This window comes from Acuticoccus sp. MNP-M23, from assembly GCF_031195445.1.
Taxonomy (GTDB): Bacteria; Pseudomonadota; Alphaproteobacteria; order Rhizobiales; family Amorphaceae; genus Acuticoccus.
In genome coordinates, this window is record NZ_CP133480.1 from 3,266,905 (window position 1) to 3,288,857 (window position 21,953).

Annotated in this window: 23 protein-coding genes; 15 read left to right on the plus strand and 8 right to left on the minus strand. The window is 65.6% G+C overall.

Annotated elements, in window-relative coordinates; translation table 11 throughout:
• Positions 1 to 98 precede the first annotated feature (98 nt).
• The 6 genes from RDV64_RS15070 to RDV64_RS15095 are packed head-to-tail and all read left to right on the plus strand — an operon-like array spanning position 99 to position 6,525.
• Complete coding sequence (locus tag RDV64_RS15070) at positions 99 to 1,304, plus strand: amidohydrolase family protein (protein WP_309195740.1); 1,206 nt, start codon at positions 99 to 101, stop codon at positions 1,302 to 1,304.
• 40 nt (positions 1,305 to 1,344) lie between these two features.
• Entirely contained in the window at positions 1,345 to 2,592 is a 1,248-nt protein-coding gene (locus RDV64_RS15075; protein ID WP_309195741.1) for an amidohydrolase family protein, read from the plus strand.
• On the plus strand, positions 2,589 to 3,440 hold the full coding sequence (locus tag RDV64_RS15080; protein ID WP_309195742.1) for an ABC transporter permease: 852 nt from the start codon (positions 2,589 to 2,591) through the stop codon (positions 3,438 to 3,440). Before RDV64_RS15075 ends, RDV64_RS15080 begins: the two co-directional genes overlap by 4 nt.
• Positions 3,440 to 4,501: an ABC transporter ATP-binding protein gene (locus RDV64_RS15085; protein ID WP_309195743.1), complete on the plus strand. Its 1,062-nt coding sequence runs from the start codon at positions 3,440 to 3,442 to the stop codon at positions 4,499 to 4,501. Before RDV64_RS15080 ends, RDV64_RS15085 begins: the two co-directional genes overlap by 1 nt.
• Before the next feature lie 45 nt (positions 4,502 to 4,546).
• Positions 4,547 to 5,611, plus strand: coding sequence for an extracellular solute-binding protein (locus RDV64_RS15090; RefSeq protein ID WP_309195744.1), 1,065 nt, complete (start codon positions 4,547 to 4,549; stop codon positions 5,609 to 5,611).
• Positions 5,612 to 5,646: 35 nt separating this feature from the next.
• The gene (locus RDV64_RS15095; RefSeq protein ID WP_309195745.1) at positions 5,647 to 6,525 is read left to right on the plus strand and encodes an ABC transporter permease; all 879 of its coding nucleotides are present in this window, start codon (positions 5,647 to 5,649) and stop codon (positions 6,523 to 6,525) included.
• A gap of 75 nt (positions 6,526 to 6,600) precedes the next feature.
• On the opposite strand, the gene RDV64_RS15100 is transcribed toward RDV64_RS15095, so the two are convergent.
• The 6 genes from RDV64_RS15100 to RDV64_RS15125 all read right to left on the minus strand — a co-directional run bounded on the left by RDV64_RS15100 (position 6,601) and on the right by RDV64_RS15125 (position 11,864).
• Positions 6,601 to 7,587: a GTP-binding protein gene (locus RDV64_RS15100; RefSeq protein ID WP_309195746.1), complete on the minus strand. Its 987-nt coding sequence runs from the start codon at positions 7,585 to 7,587 to the stop codon at positions 6,601 to 6,603.
• Positions 7,588 to 7,655: 68 nt separating this feature from the next.
• Positions 7,656 to 8,648, minus strand: a complete 993-nt coding sequence (locus RDV64_RS15105) for an amidohydrolase family protein (RefSeq protein WP_309195747.1) — start codon at positions 8,646 to 8,648, stop codon at positions 7,656 to 7,658.
• Positions 8,645 to 9,103, minus strand: a complete 459-nt coding sequence (locus RDV64_RS15110; protein WP_309195748.1) for an OsmC family protein — start codon at positions 9,101 to 9,103, stop codon at positions 8,645 to 8,647. Before RDV64_RS15110 ends, RDV64_RS15105 begins: the two co-directional genes overlap by 4 nt.
• Entirely contained in the window at positions 9,103 to 9,765 is a 663-nt protein-coding gene (locus RDV64_RS15115) for a cysteine hydrolase (RefSeq protein ID WP_309195749.1), read from the minus strand. Before RDV64_RS15115 ends, RDV64_RS15110 begins: the two co-directional genes overlap by 1 nt.
• Positions 9,747 to 10,976, minus strand: a complete 1,230-nt coding sequence (locus RDV64_RS15120; protein WP_309195750.1) for an alpha/beta hydrolase — start codon at positions 10,974 to 10,976, stop codon at positions 9,747 to 9,749. The genes RDV64_RS15115 and RDV64_RS15120 overlap by 19 nt, the downstream gene beginning before the upstream one ends.
• A 3-nt stretch (positions 10,977 to 10,979) precedes the next feature.
• A complete protein-coding gene (locus RDV64_RS15125) occupies positions 10,980 to 11,864 on the minus strand; it encodes a polysaccharide deacetylase family protein (protein WP_309195751.1) in 885 nt (294 codons plus the stop codon).
• Between the two features lie 225 nt (positions 11,865 to 12,089).
• On the opposite strand from RDV64_RS15125, the gene RDV64_RS15130 reads away from it, so the two are divergent.
• The 6 genes from RDV64_RS15130 to RDV64_RS15155 all read left to right on the plus strand — a co-directional run bounded on the left by RDV64_RS15130 (position 12,090) and on the right by RDV64_RS15155 (position 17,022).
• Positions 12,090 to 12,680, plus strand: coding sequence for a cupin domain-containing protein (locus tag RDV64_RS15130; protein ID WP_309195752.1), 591 nt, complete (start codon positions 12,090 to 12,092; stop codon positions 12,678 to 12,680).
• A gap of 140 nt (positions 12,681 to 12,820) precedes the next feature.
• Complete coding sequence (locus RDV64_RS15135; RefSeq protein ID WP_309195753.1) at positions 12,821 to 13,831, plus strand: TRAP transporter substrate-binding protein; 1,011 nt, start codon at positions 12,821 to 12,823, stop codon at positions 13,829 to 13,831.
• 23 nt (positions 13,832 to 13,854) lie between these two features.
• Positions 13,855 to 14,427: a TRAP transporter small permease gene (locus RDV64_RS15140; protein WP_309195754.1), complete on the plus strand. Its 573-nt coding sequence runs from the start codon at positions 13,855 to 13,857 to the stop codon at positions 14,425 to 14,427.
• Positions 14,427 to 15,701 carry a TRAP transporter large permease gene (locus RDV64_RS15145; RefSeq protein WP_309195755.1) on the plus strand — a complete coding sequence of 425 codons (1,275 nt, stop codon included), beginning with the start codon at positions 14,427 to 14,429 and terminating at the stop codon, positions 15,699 to 15,701. The genes RDV64_RS15140 and RDV64_RS15145 overlap by 1 nt, the downstream gene beginning before the upstream one ends.
• A gap of 3 nt (positions 15,702 to 15,704) precedes the next feature.
• On the plus strand, positions 15,705 to 16,142 hold the full coding sequence (locus RDV64_RS15150) for a DMT family transporter (protein ID WP_309195756.1): 438 nt from the start codon (positions 15,705 to 15,707) through the stop codon (positions 16,140 to 16,142).
• 10 nt (positions 16,143 to 16,152) lie between these two features.
• On the plus strand, positions 16,153 to 17,022 hold the full coding sequence (locus tag RDV64_RS15155; RefSeq protein ID WP_309195757.1) for a polysaccharide deacetylase family protein: 870 nt from the start codon (positions 16,153 to 16,155) through the stop codon (positions 17,020 to 17,022).
• On the opposite strand, the gene RDV64_RS15160 is transcribed toward RDV64_RS15155, so the two are convergent.
• Positions 17,019 to 17,741 (minus strand): FCD domain-containing protein, encoded by a 723-nt coding sequence (locus RDV64_RS15160; protein ID WP_309195758.1) that lies wholly within the window; start codon positions 17,739 to 17,741, stop codon positions 17,019 to 17,021. The genes RDV64_RS15155 and RDV64_RS15160 overlap by 4 nt on opposite strands.
• Positions 17,734 to 18,897, minus strand: coding sequence for a mandelate racemase/muconate lactonizing enzyme family protein (locus RDV64_RS15165; RefSeq protein WP_309195759.1), 1,164 nt, complete (start codon positions 18,895 to 18,897; stop codon positions 17,734 to 17,736). The genes RDV64_RS15160 and RDV64_RS15165 overlap by 8 nt, the downstream gene beginning before the upstream one ends.
• Before the next feature lie 160 nt (positions 18,898 to 19,057).
• On the opposite strand from RDV64_RS15165, the gene RDV64_RS15170 reads away from it, so the two are divergent.
• The 3 genes from RDV64_RS15170 to RDV64_RS15180 all read left to right on the plus strand — a co-directional run bounded on the left by RDV64_RS15170 (position 19,058) and on the right by RDV64_RS15180 (position 21,950).
• Positions 19,058 to 20,068 (plus strand): TRAP transporter substrate-binding protein, encoded by a 1,011-nt coding sequence (locus RDV64_RS15170; RefSeq protein WP_309195760.1) that lies wholly within the window; start codon positions 19,058 to 19,060, stop codon positions 20,066 to 20,068.
• Positions 20,069 to 20,185: 117 nt separating this feature from the next.
• Positions 20,186 to 20,677 (plus strand): TRAP transporter small permease, encoded by a 492-nt coding sequence (locus tag RDV64_RS15175; protein WP_309195761.1) that lies wholly within the window; start codon positions 20,186 to 20,188, stop codon positions 20,675 to 20,677.
• Between the two features lies 1 nt (position 20,678).
• A complete protein-coding gene (locus RDV64_RS15180; protein WP_309195762.1) occupies positions 20,679 to 21,950 on the plus strand; it encodes a TRAP transporter large permease in 1,272 nt (423 codons plus the stop codon).
• Positions 21,951 to 21,953: the final 3 nt, after the last annotated feature.

Below are 21,953 nucleotides of genomic sequence, written 5' to 3' on the forward strand. Positions count from 1 at the left end.
ATTTGCTAGCGCATTCTTTTTGCGCCAGCGCGTAACCCCACCGCTCACAAACAATCGGAGACCGCTCCTTGGGGCAGATCCTGTTCAAAAACTTCGCAATGCTTGACCCGACGAAGGATGACATCCTTCCCGGTTACGAGCTTCTGGTCGAAGACAATCTCATCCGCGAAGTCTCCGACAAGCCGATTTCCGCACCCAATGCCGGCGTCGTCGACTGTGCCGGCGGCACCTTGATGCCGGGGCTGATCGATTGCCACGTCCATGTGGTGCTCGCCGAAGTCTTCATCAGCCGCATGGAAACGATGCCGCTGACGCTGATGTCCGCCCACGCCATGGCCGCCATGAAGGGGATGCTAGACCGCGGCTTCACCTCCGTGCGCGACACCGGCGGTGCCGACTGGGGGCTGAAAGCCGCCGTCGATCAGGGCTACTGCGTCGGCCCGCGCCTCTTCATTGCCGGCCGCGCGCTCGGCCCCACAGGCGGCCACTCCGACATGCGCCGCCGGACCGATCCCGGCGCGCTTTGCCCCTGCTGCAACGCGCTCGCCTTCTGCATGGGCGTTGCCGACGGCAAGACCGAGGTGCGCAAGGCCGTGCGCGAGGAAATGCGCCAGGGCTGCGACCATGTGAAGATCATGATGTCGGGCGGCGTCGCCTCGCCGTTCGACCCGCTGGATTCGCTTCAGTTCTCGGTGGGCGAAGTGGCCGCGGCAGTGGACGAGGCGCAGAATTTCGGCCGCTACGTCTGCGCCCACGCCTATTCGCCGGAAGCGATCACCCGCGCGGCCCACGCCGGCGTGCGCACCATCGAACACGGCAACCTGATCGACGAAGAATCCGCCAAGCTGATGGCCGGCAAGGACATGTTCCTCGTCGCCAACCTTGTCGCCTACTACGCGATGAAGGAGCGGGCGGTGGACTACGGCATGTCTTCCGACATGCTGGAGAAGAACGACGTGGTGATTGAAGGCGGCCTCCGCTCGCTGGAGATCTGCAAGCGCGCCGGCGTTCCCGTCGCTTACGGCTCGGACCTTCTGGGACAGCTTCAGGCCGAGCAGAGCCGCGAGTTCGAGCTGCGCAGCGAGGTCGTGCCCGCGCTCGACATCGTGCGCTCGGCCACCACCATCGCCGCCAAGGTGCTGCGCCAGGAAGGCAAGCTCGGCTGCCTCGAGCCCGGCGCGTTTGCCGACCTTCTGGTGATCGACGGCAACCCGCTGAAGGACCTGTCGCTGTTCGGCGAACAGGGCAAGCACATGAGCCTCATCATGAAGGATGGCGCCATTCACAAGAGGACGCTGCATTGACCGGCGCCCCCTTCCACCGTGCAGCGTTAAAGGCCCGGCCATGAGCCAGATGTTCCTGTTCAAGAATCTCCGCCTCCTCGATCCCGCGTTCGACGAACCGCGCGACGGCTACGAGGTGCTGGTCGAGGGCGAAAAGATCCGCGAAGTGTCGGACACGCCGATCACCTCGTCCGGCGCCACCGTGGTCGACTGCGAGGGCAAGGTGCTGATGCCCGGCCTGATCGACTGCCACGTCCACTGCATGCACGACGAAGTCTACATGCGGCGCATGGAAGACGTGCCGCTGACCCTGGCCGCCGCGCGCGGTGCCAAGCGCATCAAGGCAATGCTCGACCGCGGCTTCACCACCGTGCGCGACACCGGCGGCACCGACTGGGGCATGAAGACCGCCATCGAGAAGGGCATCATTCCGGGTCCGCGCCTGTTCATCGCAGGCCGCTCCATCGGCCCGACCGGCGGCCATTCGGACGGCCGCGCCCGCACCAACCCCGGCTTCAGCTGCCCGTGCTGCAACACCGCCGCCTATCTCCGCGTCGTCTGCGACGGCGAAGAGGAAGTGCGCAAGGTGGTGCGCGAGCAGATGCGCCAGGGCTGCGACCAGGTGAAGATCATGGCGTCGGGCGGCGTTGCCTCACCCAACGATCCGCTGGATTCGCTGCAGTTCACCGTTGAGGAGATCGAAGCGGCGGTGGAGGAGGCGGAAGCCTTTGGCCGCTATGTCTGCGCTCACGCCTATTCGCCCGAGGCGATCAAGCGTGCGGCCGGCAACGGCGTGCGCACGATCGAGCACGGCAACCTCATCGACGAGAGCGCCGCCAAGGTGATGGCCGAGAACGGCGCCTACCTTGTCGCCAACCTTGTTGCCTATGTGGCGATGGGGGAGCGGGCCGAGCAGTTCGGTATGCCGCCTGTGATGCTGGAAAAGAACGCCGTGGTGCTTGAAGGCGGCTACAAGTCGCTGGAAATCTGCGAGGCAGCCGGCGTCAAGGTCGCCTACGGGTCCGACCTTCTGGGCGATCTTGCCGAAGACCAGAGCCGCGAGTTCTCCATCCGCGCCGAGGTGCAGAAGCCGATCACCGTCATCCGGGCCGCGACGACGATTGCGGCGGAAGTGGTGCGCCGTCCGGGCCAGCTCGGCACCATTGCGCCGGATGCGTGGGCCGACCTCATTGTGGTCGACGGCGATCCGACCAAGGACGTGACGTTGCTCGAAGGGCAGGGCGCGCACCTGTCGGCCATCGTGAAGGGTGGTGCGTTCTACAAGAACCGGCTCGGGGCGGCGGCTTGAGCGTTACGGCAGAAACCTCGTCGCCTTCGCGCCGGCCGTGGCTTCGGCTGCGGCCGGGCCGCTGGGCGCTGAAGACGGCGGCATTCCTTGCCTTCGTCTACATTCTCACACCGCTGATCTTCATCACCTGGCTGTCCTTCTACAGCCAGGAGATCCCGTCCTATCCGCCCGAAGGATACTCCCTCAAGTGGTACGGTCAGGCGATTGCCAACGACCGGTTCATTGATGCCTTCATCATCAGTGCGGAGGTGGGCATTCTTGCCACCCTCATCGGCCTTGCGGTTGCACTGCCTGCATCCATCGGCCTGTCACGGCTGAAATTCTTCGGCCGGGGGGCGGCCAACAACCTCCTTCTGATGCCGTTGATCGTGCCGGGTATCGTCCTTGGCTTTGCCATCTATGTGATGCTCGTCGAGTTCACCATCTTGTCCGGTTACTCGGTGATGAACTCGTTCGGCGGGCTGGTGCTCGGCCACGTCCTTCTGGTGATCCCGTGGATGACGCGGCTGATCATGGCGAGCCTTTCCGGCTTTGACCGGACACTGGAAGAGGCCGCGCAGAACCTTGGCGCCAACCGTCTCACCACCTTCCGCCGGATTACCCTGCCGGGCATCCTGCCGGGCGTCGTGGCAGGCTCGATGTTCGGTTTCGTCGCCTCGTTCGGCAACCTTGAACTCTCGCTGTTCCTGGTCGGGCCGGGGCGGACCACGCTCCCCATCGCCATCCTTCAATATCTCCAGTGGAAGATCGACCCGACCATTGCGGCCATCTCCGTCCTGCAGATCCTCATCATTGCGGTCGCCATGCTGATCACCGACCGCTTCGTCAAACTCTCACGGGTGGTCTGATGGCGCGCCTCGAAATCGACAATCTCACCAAGCGCTATGGTGATTTCCATGCCGCGCGTGACGTCACGCTCGACGTGCCGGAGGGGGAGTTTCTCGTCCTCCTCGGCCCGTCCGGCTGCGGCAAGACCACGACATTGCGCATGATTGCGGGCTTTGTGGAGCCGACCGCGGGATCGGTGAAAATTGGTGGCCGCGACGTCACGATGCTGCCGCCCTGGAAGCGCAACACCGGCCTTGTGTTCCAGAATTACGCGCTGTTTCCGCATCTGACCGTCGGCCAGAACGTGGCGTTCGGCCTCGAGATGCGCAGCGTTCCGAAGGCGGAGATCGACACCAAGATCGTGGAGGCGCTGAAACTCGTCCGCCTCGACCATCTGATCGACCGGCTGCCGCGCCAGCTCTCCGGCGGCCAGCAGCAGCGCGTGGCGCTTGCCCGCGCGCTCGCCTTCCGGCCGGATGTGCTGCTGCTCGACGAACCGCTCTCCAACCTCGACGCAAAGCTCCGCGGCGAGGTGCGGGTGGAAATCCGCAACCTGCAGCAGCGCCTCGGGATCACCACGGTGATGGTGACGCACGACCAGGAAGAGGCGCTCACCATGGCCGACCGGCTTGTGGTGATGCGCGCTGGCGGCATCCGGCAGATCGGCACGCAGCAGGATCTTTACGAGCGCCCGTCGGACCATTTCGTGGCGGACTTCGTGGGCCGGTCGAGCTTCCTCAAGGGCACCATGTCGGGACACGACCTGACCACGCGCGGCGGGCTCCATGTGCGCTGCGCCGCCACTGTGGAGGGGCCTGCGGTGATGGCGCTGCGCCCGGAGCGCGTGTTCGTCGACACCAAGCCCATTGCGGATGTTGAAAACACATTCGAGGGCAAGGTGGAGTTCGTCTCTTATCTGGGCGGCATGATCGACATTCACATCCGCCTCTCGCCGGAGGATCAGGTGATCGCGCAGGTGCCAAACCACGACATCGCGCTGCCCGGCGTGGGCGAGACCGTTCACGTCGGCTGGGCGGCCACCTCGGCGGTGTTCCCCGCCGATGCAGACCTTCAGGAATAAAGGGCCGCGGCGGTGGCCGGGCCAGAACACAGGGAAGAGTGAGCAATGACGAAATTTGACAAGGGCATCGGCCGCCGCGGCGTGCTGAAGGGGATTGCCGCAACGGCAGGGCTGTCGACGCTGGGTATGCCGTCCATCGTGCGCGCCCAGTCCGCCGGAACCGCAGTTGTCGGCACGTGGGGCGGCGACTATGCGCGTCTCCTCAACAAGAACATCGAGCAGCCGTTCCTGATCGACAAGGGCTGGGAGGTCCTGCAGGATCAGGCCGGCGACCCGGAACGCCGCGCCAAGATGATGGCCGAGCGCCGTCTGCCGCAGGGCTCCACCGACGTGCAGGGCCTCAACGGTCCCAACATGTACCAGGTGTACGAGCTCGGCCTGACGCAGCCGATCGACTATTCGAAGATCCCCAACGCCAAGAACCTGCTTCCCTCGATGAAGTATGAGTACGGCGTCGGCCACATCTATTCGGCCAAGGTCCCGGTCTATAACCCCGATCTCGTGTCCGAAGCCGAAATTCCGCACAGCTACGCCGACGTGTTCAACCCCAAATGGGGCGACAAGCTGGGCATCATCGACATCCAGTACCAGTACACCGTCGTCGCCGCATCGCTCGCCGCAACCGGCACCCTGACCGACTTCGAGGCCGCCAAGGCGCTGCTGATGGAAGTGCGCAAGGCCGGCTGCCGGATCTACCCCACCAACGAGGCATTCGCGCAGGGGATGAAAGCCGAAGAGATCGCCACCGGCATCATGTGGAAGGCCCGTGTGGTGCAGTGGCAGAACGCCGGCATCCCGGTGAAGGCATCGTGGCCGGAAGGTGGCGCGATCTCCTACGTGTCTGGCTTTGTGGTGCCGAAGAACTCGCCCAATCCGGAAGGCGCGTGGGCCTACCTCAACGCCATGCTGGAGCCTGGCGCACAGGAAAACTTCGCCATCGACATGGGCTACAACCCCACCGTCACCAACGCTACCGTCGCGCCCGACCTCAACGAGCGCATCGGCTTCAAGCCCGAAGAAATCGAGCAGCTGAAATCCATGGACTTCGGTGCGATGCTCGAAAACGACGTCGACCTCAAGACCTGGTGGGACCGGGAGTTCAAGGCTTGATCACAGCGATTGCCCTGACCTGCGGAGCGGCCTGAGTGGCCGCTTCCACTTCTGATTCCGGCCCGCGCGGGGGACGTCTCGTCCTCAGCGCGGCGTCGCTGATCGGTCCCGCGACGTTCATCGTCGCGCTGGGCGTGATTGGCCCGTTGCTGATCCTCCTGCGCTACAGCTTCAACGATTTCGATTCCCGGATGGGGATGATCGAAGCGTTCACGATGAAGAACTTCGTGGAGTTCTTCACCGACTCGTACTTCCTCAGTGTCTTCTTCGTGACGGTCCGGGTGGCCCTCATGACGACGGCGATCTGCCTCGTCATCGGCTTTCCGCTCGCCTATGTGCTGGCGCGGACGCAAACGCGGTTCAAGAATCTCCTGCTGATTGCCGTGGTGATTCCGCTGTTCGTGGGCAATGCGGTGCGTGCGGCCGGTTGGATGACGCTGTTCGGCAGCCGGGGCTTCTTGTCGGTCACGCTGATGGACCTTGGCATCACCACGGAGCCGACCGAGATCATGTTCACCGAAACGGCGGTGATCATCGGCATCATTGCAGTGAACCTGCCTTACATGGTGCTGACGCTGCAAAGCGTGCTGGAGGGCATCAACCGGAACCTCGAAGAGGCGGCGTTCAGCCTCGGGGCGCCGCCGATGACCATGTTCCGGCGGGTTCTCTGGCCGATGGCGCTGCCGGGGATCGCCGCCGGCGGCATCCTCACCTTCATCCTGGCGATGAATGCCTATGCAACGCCGGTGCTGCTGGGTGGTCCGGAATTCCGGATGATGGCGCCTGTGGTCTACAGCCAGTTCCAGCTCAACGCGTGGCCATCCGCTGCGGCCGTGGCCTTTGTCTTGATGGGGACGACGCTGATCCTCACCATTGTTGCCAGTGTGGCCACCCGCCAGCGCTTCCGCGACTGACGGGCGCTGCGCCGCTGAAATGAAAAAGGGCCGGCAGATGATGCCGGCCCTTTTTTGCGTCCGCAGATCGGGATGTCAGCTTGCCGGAGCGTGTGCGAGGCAACCCTCGAACAATGCGGCAAGGGCCTCGGGGTCGATCTGGTCGTGCCGGCCGATGGCAACCAGCGTGCTGGTTTCGGGCGCGGGGTGTTCCTCGAACGCCATCTCTCTGCGCTTGCCGACGAGATGGAAAACGAGGCGGCGGCTGTCCGCATCGGTGCGCAGGACGCCCTTGGCCCGGAGAAGCCCGACGGGAAGCTGGTTCAGCGCACGGCGAAAGAGGCGCGCTTCCACCGGCTTGTCCGTGCTCCACTGCCACGTTGCATACTCCGTGCTGTGGTCGTGGTGGTCATGGTCGTGGTCGTGCGCATGGTCGTGATGGTGGCTGGCGTCGGGGTTGCGCGGTGCCGTCTCGCGCGGGCCGAACAGGAGTTCGTTCGGCACATCGGCATTGGTGGCGCGCAGGATACGCACACGTGGCAGGGCGCCGCGCAGGGTCGTCTCCACCTTTTCGATGGTGGCGGCTTGCGCAAGGTCGACCTTGTTGAGGACCACCATGTCGGACCCTGCCACCTGATCGAGCGCAAGCTCGGTGGAGGAAAAGTCGAGGTCGGAGAAGCTGTCAGCGTCGACCAGGCAGAAGATGCCGTCGAGCACGGTCTTCGTGCTGAGCGCGTCCTGTTCCAGCGCGTCGGCGATGGCGAGGGGGCGGGAGACGCCGCTTGCCTCGATGATCAGCCGGTCCGGGCTGTCGTCCCGGGCCAGAAGGTCCGCAATGGCCTCCACCAGATCGTCGCGGATGGAACAGCAGACGCAGCCATTTTCCAGCGCGACGCTGTCCGCGGTGCGCTCCACCACAAGCTCTGCATCGATGTTGAGGGCGCCGAAATCGTTGATGAGGACGGCGTAGCGCACCCCCTTTGCATCGCTGAGGATGCGGCGAAGCAGCGTCGTTTTTCCGGCGCCCAGAAACCCTGTGAGGATGGTGACGGGAATGCGGGCGTCCGTGGTGGGGTCGGCCATCGTGCGGTGGTTCTCCTCGGTGTCCGCGCGACAGTGCCGCGCCCGCCGCCGCAGCGCAACACGGGCCTCTAGGCGGCAGCGTCCAGGTTGAAGAATGCCGCAGCGACGCCGGACTGGATGGTGGCGCACTCCGCCTCGGTGAGGCCCGCTGCGCGCAAGGTGCCAACGGGGTCGGTGTCGCCCATGTCGAACGGGTAGTCGCTCCCCAGCATCACCCGCTCGGCGCCGACGAGGGCGACAAGCCGCGCCACATCGTCCGGCCGGAAGACGCACGTGTCGAAGGTGAGGCGCTTGAGGTAGTGCGACGGCGGCTCGGGCGAGAGGCAGCGCACTTCGGGCCGCACCTTCCAGGTGTGGTCGAACCGGCCGATGTAGGACGGCGCGAAACCGCCACCGTGGGGGATATAGACCTTCAGCTTCGCAAATCGTTCAAGCACACCGCCGAAAACGAGGTGGTTGAACGCGATCAGCTCTTCCAGCGGCTGCGCAACCGAGTTGACCATGAAGAAGGGGGAGAGCCGCGCGCCATCGGAGAAGCCCAGCGGGTGGATCATCAACCCGGCGCCGTGGCTTTGCAGGGCATCATACACCGGGTCGAGCGCGCGATCGGAGAGTTCGCGCGTGTCGGCGCGGGTGTCGATCTGGAAGGCGCGGAGGCCTGCCTTCACGCCCCACGCGATCTCCGCGACGGACGCCTCGGGGTCGGTCAGGGGCAGCGTGCCGATGCCGGCAAACTTGTCCGGCGCCTTGGCGACCATTGCCACAACGTGCTCGTTCTGGGCGCGGCTCACTTCGGCAAGCAGCGCGGGCGGTGCCCAGTAATGCTGCTGGCCGGGGGCGGGGGCGACCACCTGAAAATCGACGCCCATGGCCGCCATGTCGGCCAGCCGCCTCTCGATGTTGTTGAACTTGTCCGAAAGCTCGGCGAACTGCGCCTTGTCGGCCGCCTTGCTCTCGGCCGACATGTCGCGCTGGTAGGGAATGCTTTCTGGGCCGATATGGTCCGCCACCATGGCGTTGACGGCGGGGCACAGCGTGTGGGTGTGCGCGTCGATGATCACGCGAAGGTCCAGTTCTGCTCGATCCTGGTGCCGGCCTGGCGGAGGATCACGGACATGGGGCAACGCTCCTCAAGTTCATCCCGGAAGCCGGGGAGGTCGGCCTCGGCCATGTCGGTTGCGGCTCGAATATCGAGCACCACGCGGGGGAAGGGGACCGGCACGTCGGCCTCCCTGTCGATGCCGCGATGGTCGAGATAGCCGACGCAGGACATGCCCTTGAAGGTGAGCGCGACGCCGCGCTCGTGGGCGATGCGGGCGGCAATCACGTGGGTGCAGCTCATCAACGCGGCAAGCATAGTTTCGAGCGGGGTGGGGCCGACGTCGGTGCCGTGACGGAAAGGCGGCTCGTCCACCACGATCGAGTGGCCGCGCATCTTCACTTCCGTCAGGCTCATGGTCGGGCAGTGGGCCTCGAGCTTCACCTCGATCAGCGCCTTCTTGCGCACCTCGACCATCAGTCGTCTCCCTTCCGGGCGCCGGAAAGGCCGAGCGCCATGATCTCTTCAGTGGATCGCACCCAGCCGAACGCAGTGTCGATGATGGCGAGTGCCGCGTCGTGCAGCGCAGGGTCGTCCATGGTGTCCACGCAGTCGCTGGCGACGATGACGGCATAGTCGAGCACGTTGGCAGCGGTGGTGGTGGCCATCACGCACGAGTTCGTATTCACGCCGGTGATGATGAGTGTGTTGATCCCGTGGGCACGAAGGTGAAAGTCGAGGTCGGTGGCGCGGAAACAGTCGTAGCGCTTTTTGGTGTCGACGATCCGGTCGGCGGGGTGCAGAAGCTGCGGCATCACGGTGCAGCCGGGCATGCCGTCGAGATTGTGCCTGAGCACGTTCTTGCGTGTCGCGGCCGGATCTTCGGCGCGGGTGCGCCAGAAGGGGTTGGCGGCAATTTCGGTGGCATTGCGGTAGCGGGTGACGATGTGGATCACCGGAATTTCGGCACTGCGGCACCAGTCCATCAGCCGCTTGTTGGCTGCAATCACGCGCTCCGCCGCCTCGGCGGCGACCGGCATCGTCGCCACGGCCGGGTCGAGGTGGCCGCGGTGGCAGTCGATGGCGACAAGGGCCGCGCGGGGGGCATCGACGCCGAGGTTCATGTCAGCGGCGCCCATGCGGTCTTCAGAAGCGCGCGCTGGTCGATGCCGAAGCGGTCAGCCAGCCAGTCGGCCAGGATCTCCTGGCCCAGCGTCGGGTTGTCGTGCTGGCAGTGCTCCGCGCCGGTTTCTTCCGGTGCGACGATGCGCAGCGTGGCATCGACGCCTTCCGCAACGGCCGCCTCATAGGTCTGGGTGGCGGCCTTTACGGTGAGGACGTCGTGGCCACCGTGGAGGACCAGAAAGGGGCAGGACATGTGGCCGATGTGGCCTTCCAGCGTGAAGGCCTTTGCGGTTTCCAGTGCCTCGGCCATGGTCTTGCCGCCCATCACCCAGCGGATGTGCATGGCAAGGCCGAAGCTGTCGTCCTTGTCGCCCCACATCTCGTGGACCGACCAGATCGCGCCGTGGGCGATGACTGCGGCAAGGCGTTTCTCGTAGCACCCGGCACGGGCCGCATAGTAGCCGCCCATGGAGGAGCCGCAGCAGCCGATGCGGTCGGCGTCCACGTCGTCCCGCGTGAGCAGGTAGTCGATGCAGGCGCTGACCGGAACTTCGGTGTCGGCGCGGGCGGTGAGGCCGTGCCGGCGGAGCGTGCCGCCCTGGCCCGGAAGGTCCACCATCAGCACCGAGATGCCGCGCTGCAAGGCGCCGTGCGCCTGCATGAACCACATCTCGTCCTTGATGGAATCGAGGCCGCCGAAGCAGATCAGCACCGGCATCCTGTCGCCGGGGAAGGGCGCGCGGACGAAGTAGCCGCAGATCGGCTTGCCGTCCTCGTAGGGAATGTCCACCACTTCGCCCGGCGGGTTGAGGTGGCGCAGGAAGCCCTGGGACGACGCCTCCATTTTCTCGAAGACGGGGAGGCGGCGGGGGTCGTCGGGCTCCAGGTGGAACTCGGCCTGGCGGTAGAGGTCCGCGGCGCGGCGGTAGGCGTTGATTGCCGTCTGGATGTGGCCGGCGCTCTCCGCCTCTGTGGCGCGCGCGAAATTGTTTTCGGCGACCGTCATGTACTCGCGGTGCCAGCTTTCCTTGTCGCCGGGGATCATGCGCGAGGCGGCAAGGAAATGCTCGGAGACCGCGCCGCCGCCTTCCTGCGTTTCGCCGAGGCCCCGGCGAAACTGGTAGGACAGCCAGGGGAATTCGGGCCAGTGGTGCCAGCCCATCGGCTCGTAATGCGGCGACAGGTCGTCGGGCGCCGCGTCGATCATGTTCTCTGTGTCGGCCATGGCTCAGGCGCCCTGCCGGGTGGTCTGGAACCAGTCGTGGATCTGCTCGCCGGTCCAGAACTCGACACCCTCGTGGCCGGCCATCCGCTCGAAGATCTCCTCAAAATACTTGATCCGGTGCGGGACGCCGGAAATGTACGGGTGGACGGCGACGGAAAGGAATTTCGCGCGCTCGGCGCCTTCCAAGTAAAGGCGGTCGAACTGGTCCATCACGCGGCGGGCGAAGTACTCGCTCTCGTGGTGCTGGACGAGCATCATCGGAATGTCGTTGAGCTCCACGGTGTAGGGCAGCGTGATCAGTTCGCCATTGTCGGTGCGCATCACGGTGGGCTCGTCGTCGAAGACGAAGTCGCCGCAATATTTCACGCCGTGCTTGGTGAGAAGTTCCGGGGTCTCGTAGGTCTCTGTCAGGCCCGGACCCAGCCAACCGATGGGGCGCTTGCCGGTGAATTTCTCGCAGGTCTCCAGCGACTTGATGATCGTCGCCTCCTGGTCCTCCAGCTTGTGCGTCGGCATCTGGACGAAGGAGTGGCCCATGAACTCCCACCCGGAATCGCGCGCCGCGGCGGCAACCTGGGGGTACTCATCGCAGACGCCGGCGTTGATGGAGAGGGTCGGCGTGATGTTCATCCGGTCGAGCGCGGCCTTCAGGCGCCAGAAGCCGACGCGCATCCCGTATTCGTGCCAGGCCCAGTTGGGGATGTCCGGCGTCAGCGTCTGTCCGGTGGGGGCGGGGAGGATCTGGCGCGCCATCGGCCGCTCGATTTCCCAGACCTCCAGGTTGACGATGGGCCACACCACGAGGCGCACGCCGTCCGGCAGCTTGAGGGGCGGGCGATCGACGATGGGGCTGAAGTCGATCCGCTGGCTCGGCGTCGTCTGGGTCATGGTATGTCTGTGGCTCCGTGCAGCGTCCCGCCGGGCCAGCTTCATGGGCTGGGGACGGCGGCGACGAAACTCTTGTTGGCGGACTTGCGCCGCCGGATATGTCTGGCACGCTGATCGCATGGCAGGCGCAGACCGCACCCGCCGGCGCATCAGTGTGCGCTTGACTGATAATCAAGCGGCCTTTCTCATTTGTAAAGTCACTTTGGTGGGCTCCGGAGGGTTCGGATGGAAGACAGCGCAGCTTTGGAGGAACGGGACGAGGTGGGCGTCGGCCTGCGCCTGCGGGAAATGCGCCGGGCCGCTCACCTCCGCCTGAAAGACGTGGCAGCGCTGGCGCACTGCTCGGAATCGATGCTGTCCAAGATCGAGAACGGCAATGTCAGCCCCTCGATCAACACCCTGCACCGGATCACCCGTGCGCTCGGCACGTCCATCGGCGACCTGTTTGCAGAGCCCGATGCCGGCGCCCCCTTCGTCCTGCGGCAGGGGCGGCGGCCGACACTGGTCAGCCATCCGCTGCGCCATGGTGACGGGATCGTTCTGGAAAGCCTCACGCCGTTCGAGATCGACGGCATCCTTCAGGCGCAGCTTCACATCGTTGCGCCGGGCGGGGCGTCGGACGGCCTCATCAGCCACGAGGGCGAGGAGATGGGCTACGTCATCGACGGTTCGCTGGAGCTGACCGTGGACGATCATCGCGCAGTGCTGGGGCCGGGCGATTCGTTCTTCTTCTCCTCCAAGCGCCCCCATGGATACCGCAATGCGGGCGACATCGAGGTGCGTGTCGTGTGGGTCAACTCGCCGCCGACCTATTGAGGTTTGTGCAACAAAAGAACTTTCTTCCTGGTCAAGTCTGCTTGACTAATGGCACGTCATTTGCAGGATTGGTGCAACAGCCAGTGGTGGCAACCGACACCGCACGGCACCCGAACCCTGGTCCCAGAAGGATGGCAGCCATGAAAATCGCCCTCAATGTGACGACAGCCCTCGGCCTTGCTCTGGCGGCCGGCGCAACATTCGCCCCGGACGCGAATGCCCAGCAAGTGCTCAAGATTGCCCATATCCTGCCCGCTGGCGATCCGCGCGACCTTGGCGCCCGCAAGCTGGAAGAGCTGATCGAGGCAGATGACACCTGCGACCTCGACGTGCAGGTCTACCCCTCCGGCCAGCTCGGCATGTTCAACGACATCAACGAGGGTGTGCAGTTCGGCTCCATCGAGATGAGCGTGATGCCGGCGTCCTACATTGTCGGCACCGAGCCGCTGTTCGGCGTGTTCGACCTGCCGTTCTTCTGGCCCGCCGACGCCGACAAGCTGAACGAACTTCAGCACGGTCCCGCCATGGAGAAGCTTGGCGCGACAATGGCCAACCACAACATGGTCCTGCTGGACGTGTGGCGCACCGGCTACAAGCAGTGGACCGCCAACCGCCCGCTGAAGGCGCTGCCGGACTATGACGGCCTCGTTGCCCGCGTGATGCCGTCCCCGGTGCTGGCCGAACAGCAGAAGGCGCTGGGGCTCACCCCCGTCACCATGCCTTTCCCGGAGACCTACTCGGCGCTCCAGTCCGGTGCCATCGACGCGCAGGAAAACCCCAACCCCACCTCCTGGAACATGAAGTTCCACGAGGTGCAGAGCCACCTGACCATGACCAACCATGGCACGCTGGATCAGGTCATCCTCGTCAACAAGCCGTTCTGGGATGGCCTCTCGGATGAATGCCGCACCGCCATCGAAGCCGCGATGCCCAGCGCCAACGAACTCACCTTCTCGGAGACGATGAAGCAGGAAGACGAGGCGATGGCGGACTTTGCAAAGGCCGGTCTCACCGTTGTCGAGCTGACCGAGGAAGAGCGCAACGCCCTGCGCGACGCCATCCTTCCCACCGTGCGCCAGTTCTACGTGGAGACCAACGGCGAAGAGGGTGAAGCGATCGTGGGCGCCTTCGAAGCTGAAATGGAAGATTGATCGGCCGGTCGAGGACACAGCCCGTGCCGTTCTTCCTGACCGTCGCGCGCGCCGCTCTCGGCGCGCTCGACAAGCTCGTCTCGGTGGCGGCGGGCATTGCCCTCCTCATCGTGACCTTCACGATCTTCCTGAATGCGACGGGCCGCTACACCATCGGCGCCACGTTCCTGGGCGGTGAGGAGCTTGCCCGTCTCCTCACGGTCTGGATCACGTTCGTCGCGGCCTACACCATGCTGCGCGAGGACGGGCACGTCTCCATCGACCTTCTGGTGCGCGTGGTGCCGATGCCGGTGCAACGCGCGTTGCGCGGGATTGCGGCGCTGATCGGCACCTTCACCATGGCCTATCTGGCCTGGCGCGCCTGGCAGCTTTGCGCCTTCTCCTTTGGCACCGGCCAGCTTGGCACCACGCTGCCCGTGCCGCGCGGGCTTTTCTTTGCGCCGGTCTGCGTCGGCGCCGTCCTGATGACGGTGGCCTTCCTCGAAAAACTGGTGCGCGCCATCACCAACACCCTGCCGCCGCTCCCGGCCCTTGCCGATCCTGTCGACACCGAACCGGCGGACACCCAGCCCGCAACGCCGCAGGAGCGCACCTGATGCCCGTATCGCTGCTCCTCGGCTCGTCGCTGTTCATTCTCGTCATCGGCGCGCCGATCTTCCTTGCAATCCTTGCCGCGACCTTCGGCACGTTCGAGCTGTTTGCCCCGCCCATTCCGCGGATGGTCCTGCCGCAGCGGATGGTCGACGGCGTCAACAAATTCTCGCTGCTGGCGATCCCGCTGTTCATCTTCGCAGCCGACATCATCGCGCGCGGGCAGATCGGCTCGCGCCTCGTGGCCATGGTGGAAAGCTTCTGCGGGCATCTGCGCGGCGGTCTTGCCATTGCCACCATCCTTGCCTGCGCGCTGTTCGGCGCCATGTCCGGCATCGGCCCGGCGGCGGTGGTGTCCATCGGCCCCATCGTGTTCCCGGCGCTGGTGCGGCAGGGTTATTCGCGCGGCTTTGCGGTCGGGCTCATCGTCACGGCGTCGACGCTCGCCATGCTGATCCCGCCGTCGGTTGCGATGATCCTTTATGCGCTCCAGACCAACACCTCCATCGGTGCGGTCTTCCTGTCCGGCCTCGGCTCGGGCTTCGTGTTCACCATCGTCCTGTGCATCTACGCCTATATCTACGCGCGGCGGCACAACATCGCGACAGACCGCAAGGCCCCGTGGTCCGAACGGCTGGTGAAGACCAAGGAGGCGGCATTCGCGCTGGGGCTGCCCGTCATCATTCTCGGCGGCATCTATGGCGGTGCGTTCACGCCCACCGAGGCGGCGGCGTTCGCGTGCGTCTACGCCATGTTCGTCGAGGTGCTGATCTACCGCAAGCTCACTGTGCCAGAGCTTTTCCGCATCTCGTCATCCTCGGCGGGGACGATCTCGATTATCCTCATTCTGGTGGCGGCGGGGACGGTGCTCACCTACTTCCTCACCCTGTCGCAGATCCCGCAGCAGGTGACGGCAAGCCTTGCCGGCTCTTCCGAGTTCACCATTCTTGCGATCATCAACGTCCTCTTCCTCATTGCCGGAATGTTTGCCGATCCCAATTCGCTCATCATCGTGCTCACGCCGCTGATGTACCAGGCCGCGCTCGGCGCTGGCATCGACGCGGTGCATCTTGGCGCGGTGATTGTCGCCAACGTGGCGCTGGGGATGGTGACGCCACCCTTCGGCCTCAACCTCTTCATCGGCATCACCACCTTCCGCGTGTCCTATCTGGAAGTGGTGAAGGCGGTGATCCCGTTCATCGCGCTGATGCTCATCGTCTTGGCGCTGATCACCTACATCCCGGCAATCTCCATGTTCCTGCCCGGGCTGATGGGGTAGGGGGTGCAGCCGGTCTACCTTCTCCTCGGTCTTGGTGTGGGCGCCGTCATGGCGCTCTACCTGCCGCTCGTCGGCACCATGGGGCGGGCGCTCGGCTCGCCGGTGCTCGCGACCGTGCCGTTCTTCATCGTTGGCCTCAGCACCGCGCTGATCGCGACGGTGGCAACCGGGCAAGTCTCCGATCTCTCCCGGATCCGCAGCCTTTCGCTCTGGCTGCCGCTCACCGGAATTGGCGCGTTCCTGATGATTGTCGGCTCGGCGCACCTCATTCCGCGGATCGGGGCGTCGCTGTTCTTTGTGGTGGTGGTGGCGGGGCAGCTTCTGGTGGGGGCCGTTGTTGCCCACTACGGGCTTCTCGGCTCGGCCACCGTTCCGCTCACCCTGCAGAAGCTGGCCGGCCTCGCCCTCGTCATCACCGGAGCCTGGCTCGCCGTTCGATAAGGATCTGCCGATGCTGCCGCACGAACGCCTTGCCTATTCGCCCATCACCGAGCGCGCGCCGCTCACTTTGCCGGACGGCAAGCGGATGGTGGTCTGGATCATCGTCAACATCGAGGAATGGGACCCGACGCAGACGATGCCGCGCACGGTGCTGACCCCGCCTGCCGGCGGCGCGCCCACGCCCGACATTCCCAACTGGGCGTGGCACGAATACGGCAACCGCGTCGGCTTCTGGCGCCTCCTGAAAATGTTCGATGCGCTGAGCCTCCCGGCCGTCCTCGCCATCAACGGCACGGCGGTGGAGACCTACCGGCCGATTACCGACGCTGCCATCGCGCGCGGCTGGGAGTTCATGGGCCACGGCTATACCCAGAAGAACATGCAGAAGGTGGACGACGAGGATGCCGACATCGCGAAAACCACCGAGGCGATCCTGAACGCCACCGGCACGCGCCCGCGCGGCTGGCTCGGCCCCGGCCTCACCGAAACCTGGGAAACGCCGGACCGCCTCGTGGAAGCCGGCTACGACTATGTGTGCGACTGGGTGCTGGACGACCAGCCGGTGGAGCTCGCCACCCGCGCCGGCCCCATCCACAACATCCCCTATACGCAGGAATGCAACGACGTTGCGATGATGCTGATCCAGCACCACCCGGCGCGCGAATATTTCCAGCGCGCCAGCGACCAGTTCGACCAGCTCTACGAAGACAGCGCGGACGGCGCCCGCGTCATGGCGCTGGTGCTCCACCCCTACATTGTCGGCGTTCCGCACCGCGCGCCTTATGTGCGCAAGATTCTGGAGAAGATTGCCGCGAAGGACGATGTGGCGGTGTGGAGCGGCAGCCAGATCCTCGACTGGTACAAAGGCACCGGAGCCTAAAGAAACTTGGCCTTGTCGAGAGTGTCGCGCACTCTTTCGATGTGTGCCTTCATGGCGGAGCGGGCGCGGCGCCGGTCGCGTGCGCAAAGTGCCGCCAGCACTGCCTCGTGGTCCTCGATCCACCCAAGGCGCAGAAGCGGGCTGCGGATATGGGCTTGCAGCGCCTGCCACATGGGGGCGCTCATCTCCGTCCACACCTCCTCGATCATTGCTTGCAGCAACCCGTTGTGGGCAGCGCTTGCAATGGTGGAGTGGAAGATGCGGTCGCCCCGTTCGCTCTCGGCGGCCAGCCGGTGCTCCTCCCGCATGATCTCGATGGCTTCGGCGATGGTCGCGATCTCGGCATCGCCGGCGCGCGCTGCGGCAAGGGCCGCAAGCTCCGGTTCGATGACCAGCCGCGCTTCCAGAAGTTCGCTCGGTCCATGTTGATGTGCCCGCAGGGTGCGGGCCCTGGTCTGCGGAATTTCGGTGGCGAGGACGAACACGCCGGAGCCGACACGGATCGACACCAGCCCCGCAATCTCCATGGCGAGCAGCGCTTCCCGCACGCAGGTGCGCGATACGGAATATTCGCCGGCCAGTGCGCGCTCGGTCGGCAGCCTCTCGCCAATCTTGAACTCCCCCGCCGAAATCCGCCGCTCAAGGTCATCGGCAACCTGGCGGTAGACGCGCACGGGCGCGACGGCGCGCGCGCCGGACAGAGGCGGCGCGTCAGTCACGCGCGAAGAAGGGGGCGGGGTCGACGAGGGGCACTTCGGTTCCAGGTTCGATGCGGTGGGGGGCAAGGGCGGCGCGGTCGAACGCGACGCCGGTGCCGGGCTCATCGGTCAGCGTGATGCGGCCATCCTCGATCTTCAACGGGTTGAGCACGATCCCCTGGTCGGCAAAGCTGCCACCATCGATGTTCTCCACAGGGTAACAGCCGGGGATGGCAGCGGCAACGATGGCCGAGGCCTCCAGCGCCCCGTGCGGGGCAATGTTGAGGTTGGCGCAAGCGCCAAGGTGCGCCAGCTTCAGCCACTCGCTGATGCCGCCGACCTTGAGCGCATTGGGCTGCAGATAGTGCACCGCACCGGACGCGACGTAGCGCCAGAATTCGTGCCGGGTGGACAAGGTCTCGCCAAGCGCGACGGGGACCGGCGACACGGCGGCAAGGCGCGCGTGGTTCTCCGGATCGTCCGCCGCCATGGGCTCTTCCATCCACACCGGGTTGAAGCGGGCGAATGCGCTGGTGCGGGCCAGCGCCTCGCCGGGCCGCCAGCGCTGGTTGGCGTCCAGCATCAGCGGCCGCTTGCCGATCACATTGCGCACTGCCGCCACCCGCGAAAGATCGTCGTCCAGATCCGCGCGGCCGACCTTGATCTTGAAGTGGCGGTTGCCGGCGTCGAGGAATGCCCGCGTCTCATCCACCAGCGCTGCCTCACTGAGGTGGAGGTTCACGGCGCTGGCATAGACTTCGAGGCTGTCCGCCGCACCGCCGATGAGCTTGCGCACCGGCAGACCGGCGACCTTGCCGCGAAGGTCCCACATGGCAAGGTCGAAGCCCGCCACGGCCAGGGCGCCAATGCCCCCCGCGCCCGGCTGGTGACTGCGCTTCCACAGGAGCGACCACAGCGCCTCGTGCTCGTGAACGTCCCGCCCGACCAGCATCGGCGCCAGATACGTGGTTGCAAGCGCCTCCACGGCAGTGCCGGCCGTTCCCATCGTCGACGTCCAGCCGGTGCCGGTGAGGCCGTTGTTGAGGGTGATGTCCACCAGAATGTGCTCGTGGTGGGTGATCGCGTGGGCGGCGGACACCCAGGGCCGCGTCAGCGGAACGCGGTAGGCCGCGACCTTCACGGCGGCGATGCGAGTTTTGTTGGCCGGTTGCGGCAAGTGTCTCTCCCTTGAACGACCCCGAACCGCGACTGGCGAGGCCCGCTCCGCCGGTGAATTGGTCCAGTGGTCCAACCAATATCTTGACAGCATCGGCCGCTTCACTGCAAGCTCCGCGTCAATCCGCCGGTACTGGCGGGGCCAGATGGGGAGAAGCAGGATGACCACGAACCCGAAATGGGCGCTGACACGGCGCAACCTGATGACCGGCGCGGCGGCCAGTGCGGTGTTGCTCGCAACGCCGTTTGTGGCCCGTGCCCAGGCCAAGACGCTGCGCGCTGCGCACATCGAATCGACCGACAGCGCCACCCACAAGGGCTACGAGGATTTCGCCGCCCGCGTTGCCGAAGCAACCGGCGGCGCGGTGGAGGTGAAGGTGTTCCCCGCCGGCCAGCTCGGCAACCTTCGCGATCTTTACGAGGGCATCAAGCTCGGTTCGGTGGACATCACCTCGTCCGGCCCCGACTATACGTCCAACATTGCGCCGATCATGGTGACGGCGGCGCTGTATTATTCCTACCGCGACGAAGCCCACGCCGACGCGCTATTGGACGGCGAATTCTCCGAGAAGCTGTCCGAAGCGCTCTCCAAGCAGGCCAACATGCGCATTCTGGCGTGGGGCGAGCTTGGCTGGCGCTCGGTGTTCAACACGGTGCACCCCATCGAGAGTGCCGCGGACTTCGACGGCCTGAAGCTGCGCGTGCCGGAGGCCAAACTGCACCTTCTGCCCATGCGTGCGCTCGGCGCCGCGCCGACGCCGATCCCGTACTCCGACGTATATACCTCCATGCAGACCGGCGTTGTGGACGGGGCGGAGGGAACGCCTGCCGCCGTCACCCAGCAGAAGTTCAACGAGGTGTCGAAATATTATTCGCTGACCCGCCACCTTTATAACCCGATCCACCTGGTCATCGGCAGCCGGGCATTCGACGGCCTCGATGCCGCGCAGCAGGAGGCCGTGCAGGCCGCCGCGGTGGCCGCCTTCCAGACCCAGCGCGCCACCGCCCGGGCCGACAATGCGGCCGCGCTGAAGGCGCTGGAAGACAGCGGTCTTGCCGTCAACACGCTGGACACCGCCCCCTTGCGCGAGATCGTCCGGCCCACCTGGGACGAGCTCACCGCCGATCTTGGCCCCGAGGGCGCCGAACTGGTGAAAATGCTTCAGTCCTGATTGCAGAGCCCGCAAGGCGCGTCCGGGGACCGAGGCCGGCCCCCGGACCGTGCCCGTCTTGTCCCCGGCCGTGACCCGCGAGACGTTGCACGCCGGGTCACAGGAACTGTCACCGCCATGAAATTCTTCGAGCGCCTGATCGCCTGGCTGATCACGGCCGTGTTCGTCTTCTTCGTCCTGATCACGTTCGGGCAGGTGGTGATGCGCTACCTGTTCGCAAATTCGCTCGGCTGGATCGACGAGGCCTCCCGCTACGGCTTCATCTGGATGGTGTTTCTGGCGGCCGCCATCGGGGCGCGGCGTGGCACCCACATGGCCATCACGCTGCTGGAAGAGGTTGCCGGACCGAAGGGGCGCCGCGGCCTCCTCATCCTTGCCGATCTCGGCCTGATCGCCTTTGCCGCGCTGGTCGGCATTGGCGGCTGGCAGCTGATGCAGCTCAACTGGACCTCGCTGTCTCCGGCGACCGGCATTCCCATTGCCTGGGTGCAGGCGATCCTCCCCATTTTCGGTGCGCTGACGGCGGTTTTTGTGCTCGAGCACCTGATCGGCCTCGTGCGCGGTGACCCCGCCGCGGCGGACGCCGACACCCTCGAAGGCATCTCCTGACATGCTGGCGCCGCTTCTCGTCTCGTTCGCCGTCCTCCTCGTGCTGCGCATTCCGGTTGCGGCGGCAATGGGGCTTTCGGGTGCCTTCGCGCTGTTCACGTCGGACATGCAGATCCCGCTGGCGGTGGTGCCGCAACGCATCTTCGTCCTTCTGGATTCCACCTCGCTGCTCGCCATTCCCTTCTTCATCCTCGCCGGTGCCATCATGGAGCAGGGCGGCATGGCGCGGCGGATGATCGGCTTTGCGCAGACCATGGTGGGCCACTGGCGCGGCGGCCTTGCGCAGGTGGACGTCCTCGCCAGCACCATCTTTTCCTCGTTGACGGGCTCCAGCGCGGCCAGCGCGTCGGCCACCGGCTCGGTGATGATCCCGGCCATGAAGCGGGCGGGCTATCCGGCCGGCTACGCCGCGGCGCTGGAAGCCTCCAGCGCCGCCATCGGGCCGATCATCCCGCCTTCGATCATCATGGTGATCTACGGCTCGCTCGCCGGCGTTTCGGTGGGCGCGCTGTTCCTGTCCGGCATCGTGCCCGGCCTGATGATCACGCTGGGCCTTTTTGCGGTGAATGCCGTCCAGGCCCGCCGCAAGGGCTGGGGCGGGGAGGCGCGCGCTTCGTTTCGCGAGCGGGCACGGGCGGCGCGGCTCGCCAGCGCTGCGCTGGTCGCCCCGCTCATCATCATCGGCGGCATTCTGGGCGGCGTGTTCACGCCCACCGAGGCGGGCGCGGTGGCGGTTGTCTACGCCGCGGTGATCAGCCTCTTCGTCTACCGCGAGATGGGGTTCCGGCGGCTGATGGGAAGCGTGTTCGACGCTGCGCTCACCACCGGCATCATCGGGCTCATCATCGCGTCGGCGGGCATCTTCGGCTGGGTGCTGGCGCTGGAACAGGTGCCGCAGATGGTGGTCGCCTGGGTCCAGAGCGTGACGGCGAGCCCATCCGTCGCCATCATTCTGGTGGTGGGCGTGGTCTTGGTGATCGGCTGCGTGGTGGACGTGACCGCGGCGGTCATCATCCTGGTGCCGGTGTTCGCGCCGCTTGGTGCAAGCTACGGGTTCGACCCGGTGCACTTCGGCATCATCATGTGCCTGGCGCTGGTCTACGGCAACGTGACGCCGCCGGTGGGCCTTCTGCTGTTCCTCACCGCAGGCATTGCAAAATGCTCGGTGGGCGAGGTGATGCGCTACCAGATCCCGTTCTACATCGTCCTGACGCTGGTACTGGCTGCAACGGTTGCGCTGCCGGGCCTCGTCCTCTTCATCGCCCGGTTCTGACCG